Below are 6,358 nucleotides of genomic sequence, written 5' to 3'. Positions count from 1 at the left end.
CACCCTCGCCGGCCTGCTCGCGCAGTTGGAGGGCGTACCCGTCGGTGGCCGCCGCGGCCAGTTCGTCGACGTACGCGGTGACCGCGTCGGACAGGTCGATCAGCTCCTCGGTGTCGACCGGACGCAGCCGGGCCAACGACTGCGACGCCGTGCGCAGCAGCAACCGCGCCGCCATCCGCAGCGCGGCCAGCAGCGCCTCCGGTCCGCGCTCCTCCCGTGCCTCGGCGGCGCCCAGCGCGACGAAGACCTCCCGGAAGCGGGGCGGCAGCGCGGGCTCGTCGGTGCCGACCAGGTCGAGGAAGCGGTCGAGCGCGACCTGGACGGCGGTGCGTACGTCCCGGGCGAACTTGTCGTCGGCGATGGTGGCGAAGGCCGGCGTGGCCTCGGTGACCGCCAGCGCGACGGCGGCCACGGTCGCGGGCAGGTGCGGTCGCATCGCGGTGGCCAGGTCGGCGGATAGGCGTCGCCAGGGGGCTGCGGACACGGGCGCGCTCACCCGGCCGATTTTGTCACGGCGGGATAAGAAAGCCCCGGATTCTCGCTGCCGTCGGGAGGGTGTTCGGGTCGGACCCACCGCGCGACGATGGACCCCCGTCCACGGGCGCTCGGGCGATCGTGGGCTCGACCGAGGGAGCGCGCCGTGCAGCACCGACTGTCCCGCCAGCATGTGGTCGATATGTGCCGCACGATGCTCGCCCGGGGCTACCTCAAGGCGACCGAGGGCAACGTCTCGGTCCGGGTGCCCGGCCACCGGCTGTACGCGGTGACCCCGAGCAACTACGACTACGACCGGATGCGGGTCGAGGACGTCTGCATCGTCGACTTCGACGGCAAGCACGTGCCCGACGGCTCCGGTGCCGACCTGAAGCCGTCGATCGAGTGCGGGATGCACGCCAACATCTACCGGGAACGGCCGGACGTCAACGCGGTCGTGCACACCCACCAGCCGTACGCGTCGGCGTTGGCCTTCCTGCGCAAGCCGATCCCGGCGCTCACCGACGAGCAGGTGCGCTTCCTGGGCCGCGAGGTGGCGATCGTCGACTACGCCCCGTCGGGCACCGGTTTCCTGGCCCGCAACGTGCAGAAGAAGATGGCCGGCGGGGACAACGCGTTCATCATCGCCAACCACGGGATCGTCGCGCTGGGCACCGACCCGGACCGGGCGGTGTTCAACATGGCGCTGCTGGAGAAGGTCTCCATCGCGTACCTGCTGGCGCTGACCAGTGAGGCGGGGAAGGTGCACACCATCCCGGCCGCGATCCGTGAGATCGCCTTCGGCAAGCTGCGCGCCGACGAGAAGCGGATCGCCGCGCAGATCACCGAGGCGGTGGAGCCGGTGCGGGTGCCCGCCGACGAGGAGTTGCCCAGCGCCGACGCGACCGCTGCCGAGATCGCCGAGGTGGCGCCGGGTGCCGAGTCCGCCCGGCTCGGGTACGCCATCAGCGAGTATCCCGACGTCGACGACGTGATGCGGCGGCTCAAGGCGCTGACCGCCCAGCCGGTACGCGGGCTGCGCCACGACGCGATGCTCGACGTGCTGAACTACTTCGACACCAAGTGCCGGGCCAGCAAGGAGATCACCGACCGGGCCAAGCGGCGCATCCCCGGCGGTGTGCAGCACAACCTGGCCTTCAACTACCCGTTCCCGCTCGCCGTCGACAAGGCCGAGGGGGCCCACCTGGTCGACCGCGACGGCAACACCTACATCGACTTCCTCCAGGCCGGCGGGCCGACGATCCTGGGCAGCAACCACGGTCCGGTCAACGAGCGGGTCGCCGAGGTGGTCCGCGACTCCGGGCCGGTGACCGGCCTGTTCCACGAGTACGAACTCAAGCTCGCCGAGATCATCCACCGGTACCTGCCGCACGTGGAGATGTACCGGTCCCTCGGCTCCGGTACCGAGGCGGTGATGGCCGCGGTCCGCGGGGCCCGCGCGTTCACCGCCAAGAAGATGGTGATCAAGGTCGGCGGCGCCTACCACGGCTGGTCCGACACCATGGTCTACGGGCTGCGGGTGCCCGGTACGTACCGGATGAACGCCAAGGGGATCCCGTTCGGCGCCACCAGCCGCACCCGCGAAGCCTTCCCGCACGGCCTCGGGCAGCTCAAACGCAAGCTGATCGAGAACCGGCTGCGCGGCGGCACCGCCGCGGTCGTGGTCGAGCCGGTCGGCCCGGAGTCGGGCACCCGCCCGGCGCCACGCGACTTCAACGCGAAGGTACGCGAGCTGTGCGACGAGTTCGGTGCACTGCTCATCTTCGACGAGGTGGTCACCGGTTTCCGGCTCGGCATGGGCGGCGCGGCCGGGTACTTCGGCGTCACCCCGGATCTGACGGTGCTGGGCAAGGCGGTCTCCGGCGGGTACCCGATGGCCGGCGGCGTCGGCGGCCGGGCCGACGTGATGGCGGTCTTCGGCTCCGGGTTGGACGGCAGGAGCGGCGCGCACATCCAGGTCGGCGGGACGCTGTCGGCCAACCCGCTGTCCTGCGCGGCCGGCTACTTCGCGATCGAGGAGATGGCCCGCACGAACGCGCCGGTGATCGCCGGCCGGGCCGGTGACCGGCTCACCCGTGGCCTGCAACGGCTGATCGACCGGTACGGCCTGCCGTACGTCGCGTACAACCAGGGGTCCATCGTGCACCTGGAGTGCAGCGGCGTGATGCTGCTGGACACCCGCAGCCCGCTGAAGCTGCTGCGGGAGAACAAGACCCGCAAGCGGCTGATGGAGCAGATGGGTGCGGCGTACACCGCGCACGGCATCATCACGCTGGCCGGCTCGCGGATGTACACCTCGATGGCCGACACCGACGCGGTTATCGACGACGCGCTCGCCCGGTTCGACCAGGTCTTCGCGCTGGTCGAGGGGGTCTGAGCCGGTGGCCGCCACACCACCGCAGATCCTCGCGATCGACCTCGGCACCTCCGGGATGAAGGCGGCCCTGGTCGCCGCCGACGGCACGGTCACCGGCTGGGCCGACCGTCCGGTCCCGCTGCGGGTGCTGCCCGGCGGCGGCGCCGAGCAGGATCCGGTCGCTTGGTGGGCGGCGCTCGGGCAGGTCGCCGCCGAGCTGGGCCGCGCCCACCCCGAGCAGATGCGGGCCGTCGGCACGGTCTGCGCCTCCACCCAGGGTGAGGGGACCATCGCGGTGGACGCCGCCGGGGAGCCGTTGACCCAGTGCATCAGCTGGCTCGACATGCGCGGCGCACCCCACCTGCGGCGGCAGTTCGGCGGGTTTCCCGCGTACCAGGGCATGTCGGGGCGCCGGATCGTGCGCTGGCTGCGGCTCACCGGCGGGATGCCCTCGCCGACCGGCAAGGACCCGGCCGCCCACATGCTGCTGGTTCGCGACGAGATGCCGCAGGTGTACGCGCGGACCGCGTCGTTCCTCAACGTGCTCGACTGGATCAACCTGAAGCTGACCGGGCGGACGGTGGCCACCGTCGACTCGATCCTGACCTCGTGGGTGACCGACAACCGGCGGCCCGCCGACATCCGCTACTCCCCCACCCTGGTCGCCGGCTGCGGCATCGACCGCGACAAGCTGCCGCCGATCGTGGCCTGCACCGACGTGATCGGCACGCTGACCCCGGCCGCCGCCGTGCACCTCGGGCTGCCGGAGTCGGTCCGGGTGGTGGCCGGGGCGATCGACAACACCGCGGCGGCGATCGGCGCCGGCACCACCGGCGACCACCAACCGCACCTCTACGTCGGCACCTCGTCGTGGATCGCCGCCCACGTTGCCCGGAAGAAGACCGACATCTCCGCCGGCATCGCGTCGGTGCCCTGCGCCATTCCCGACCGCTACCTGATGACCGCCCTACAGGCCACGGCCGGCGCCAACCTGACCTGGCTACGGGACAAGGTCGTGGAGTACGACGACCCGCTGCTCGGCGCCGGGCACGTCAGCAGGGACGAGGGGACCATCTTCGACGCGTTCGACACGATCATCCCGACCGTGCCGCCGGGTGCCAACGGGGTGCTGTACACCCCCTGGCTGTACGGCGAGCGCGCCCCGGTGGACGACCCGAACCTGCGCGCCGGCTTCGTCAACATCTCGCTCGACACCAACCGCTCCGACCTGCTGCGGGCGGTCTTCGAGGGGGTCGCCTTCAACACCCGATGGCTGGCCCGGGCGGTGGATCGCTTCCTCGGCGCGCCGGTCACCTCGATGGCCATCACCGGCGGCGGGGCGCTGTCGGACTCGTGGTGCCAGATCTTCGCCGACGTGCTCGGCATCGAGATCCGCCGCGACGCCCGGCCGCTCGCGGTCAACGCCCGTGGCGCGGGCTGGATCGGCGCGGTCGGCACCGGGCTGCTCACTTTCGCCGACATCCCCGGCCTGATGCGTACCGACCGGGTCTTCACCCCGGACCCGGGGCACCGGGCGACGTACGACGAGATCTTCGACGTCTACCGGGAGCTGCACCAGCGACTGGCTCCGGTGTACCGACGCCTCAACCGCCCAACCTGACGCGGTGTCGGGCACGGCCCGGCCCGTTCGCTATCTCGTCACGCGCCCTGACCCGGGGCCGTGGGGCTCCTCGCCGCCCACCTGGCGCCCTGCGTCTCCCGTCGCCACGGCTCGCCGATCTTGCAGTTTCGGTCGGTGCATATGTTGCACAAGCCGCCAAGCGGCGACCGAAAGTGCATGATCGCCGCGGCGTGGCGTGGCTTGGGTCGCTTGTGAACCCATCCGGGGGCTCAGTTGAGGCTTGGTCGCCGGCCAAGTTCAGACGCCAGACCGTACAGCTTCCAGTGAATACATCTCCTGCTGTATCATCTGCCCATGCAGGCATTGCCAGATAACCGCACGACCCCTCGCCCCAGGCTCTCCCTCCCCGCACTCGCTCGCCCCACGCCCGCCCGCGCCCGGCTGCTGTTCGCCCGGCCGACCCCGCATCGGCCGCACTCTCCCGGGTTCGCCTGATGGCCGGGCTGGCGCTGGGGCTTTATCTGGCCGGGCTCGGGCTGGCCTTCGGCTGGCGCAGCGTGGCGCAGTGGCGGGCCACCGGCGACACCGGGCTGCGCCTGCACGCCGGCCCGGTCGGATCGACGGCATGGTGGGCCAAACTTCTGTTCGTCTTCGCCCTGCTGCTCGGGCTGGCCGGTCCGATCGCCGGCCTCGCCGGCCTGCCCCCGGTCGGCCCGTTGGACCACGGCGGGGTCCGGCTGACCGGCCTGGCCCTGGCGGTCGCCGGGCTCGCCGCCACCCTCGGCGCGCAGGTGCGCATGGGTGTCTCGTGGCGGGTCGGTGTCGACCCCGGCGAGCGCACCGCGCTGGTCACCACCGGCGCGTTCGCGCTGGCCCGCAACCCGATCTTCACCGCGATGGTCGTCACCAGCGCCGGCCTGGCCCTGATGGTCCCGAACCCGGTCGCCCTGGCCGCGACGATCGTCCTGATCGCGTCGGTGCAGATGCAGGTCCGCGTGGTGGAGGAGCCCTACCTCGACCGGGTGCACGGCGCAGCTTATGCCGCGTACACCGCCCGGGTCGGCCGGTTCGTGCCCGGAATCGGGCAGCGGCACGCCACAACACGGTAGAGACAGCCCGTCCGGCGCTTGACTCACACCAGCCCTGAGCAGCAGAAACGCCCACGCCGGGTAGCGCGGTGGGCAAGACTGACGCCATGGTCGACATCAGGCGGTACGCAGCCGAGTTCCTCGGCACATTCCTGCTGGTGTTCTTCGGTGTGGGCAGCGCCATCGCCGCGCGAACCGAGGGCGGCGTGGTGGTGGTCGCGTTGGCATTCGGGTTCGTCATGCTGGCACTGGTCTACACCATCGGCCAACTCTCCGGCAGCCACGTGAACCCGGCGGTCACCCTCGGTGTGCTGCTCTCCGGAAAGATCTCGCCGGCCGGTGCGGTGGCGTACTGGATCGCCCAGCTCGCCGGTGCCGCCGTGGCGTCCTTCCTGCTCTGGATCCTGGTCCGCTGGGGCGGAGTCGTCGACCAGACCGGCGTCCTGGGCTCCAACGGGTACGGCACGCACATCAACGCTGGCGGCGCGATGCTGCTGGAAACCGTCCTGACGTTCCTGTTCGTCCTGGTCGTGCTGGTGGTGAGCAAGCGCTGCACCGACCTGTCCGGCTTCGCCGGCCTGTCGATCGGGCTGGCCCTCGGCGTGGCGAACCTGGTGGGCGTGGCGCTGACCGGGGCAGCGGTGAACCCCGCCCGCGCCTTCGGGCCAGCGATCTTCGAGGGCGGCTCCGCCCTCCGGCAGCTTTGGGTGTTCCTCGTCTTCCCGCTGCTGGGTGGGGCGCTCGCGGCACTGGTGGCACCACTGGTCGAGCGCGCGGCGCCCGGTGCTCCCGCCGGGGCAGGTTCGCCCCGGCGGGCCGGTCGCTGACGCCGGTCGC

General features: G+C 71.6%; 4 protein-coding genes and 1 pseudogene. 4 read left to right on the top strand and 1 reads right to left on the bottom strand.

All coding sequences use genetic code 11. The features are described 5' to 3' along the window. Positions 1 to 496: pseudogene (locus tag AB0M52_RS01855) on the bottom strand (PucR family transcriptional regulator); the annotation flags it as partial. Between the two features lie 144 nt (positions 497 to 640). On the opposite strand from AB0M52_RS01855, the gene AB0M52_RS01850 reads away from it, so the two are divergent. From AB0M52_RS01850 to AB0M52_RS01835, 4 genes are all read left to right on the top strand, one after another. Then, complete coding sequence (locus tag AB0M52_RS01850) at positions 641 to 2,872, top strand: aminotransferase class III-fold pyridoxal phosphate-dependent enzyme (RefSeq protein WP_363947528.1); 2,232 nt, start codon at positions 641 to 643, stop codon at positions 2,870 to 2,872. A gap of 4 nt (positions 2,873 to 2,876) precedes the next feature. Beyond that, positions 2,877 to 4,472 carry an FGGY-family carbohydrate kinase gene (locus AB0M52_RS01845; RefSeq protein WP_363947526.1) on the top strand — a complete coding sequence of 532 codons (1,596 nt, stop codon included), beginning with the start codon at positions 2,877 to 2,879 and terminating at the stop codon, positions 4,470 to 4,472. A 455-nt stretch (positions 4,473 to 4,927) separates the two neighbouring features. Further along, positions 4,928 to 5,542: an isoprenylcysteine carboxylmethyltransferase family protein gene (locus AB0M52_RS01840; RefSeq protein WP_363947524.1), complete on the top strand. Its 615-nt coding sequence runs from the start codon at positions 4,928 to 4,930 to the stop codon at positions 5,540 to 5,542. A gap of 86 nt (positions 5,543 to 5,628) precedes the next feature. Beyond that, positions 5,629 to 6,348, top strand: coding sequence for an aquaporin (locus AB0M52_RS01835; protein WP_363947522.1), 720 nt, complete (start codon positions 5,629 to 5,631; stop codon positions 6,346 to 6,348). Positions 6,349 to 6,358: the final 10 nt, after the last annotated feature.

The sequence above is a fragment of the Micromonospora sp. NPDC051296 genome (assembly GCF_040682255.1).
Lineage (GTDB): Bacteria > Actinomycetota > Actinomycetes > Mycobacteriales > Micromonosporaceae > Micromonospora > Micromonospora craterilacus.
This window is presented reverse-complemented; position numbering and strand designations above follow the sequence as displayed.

Coding starts and splice junctions, on each gene's coding strand:
- AB0M52_RS01840 (WP_363947524.1), top strand. CDS start 4,928: ATGGCCGGGCTGGCGCTGGGGCTTTATCTGGCCGGGCTCGGGCTGGCC.
- AB0M52_RS01835 (WP_363947522.1), top strand. CDS start 5,629: ATGGTCGACATCAGGCGGTACGCAGCCGAGTTCCTCGGCACATTCCTG.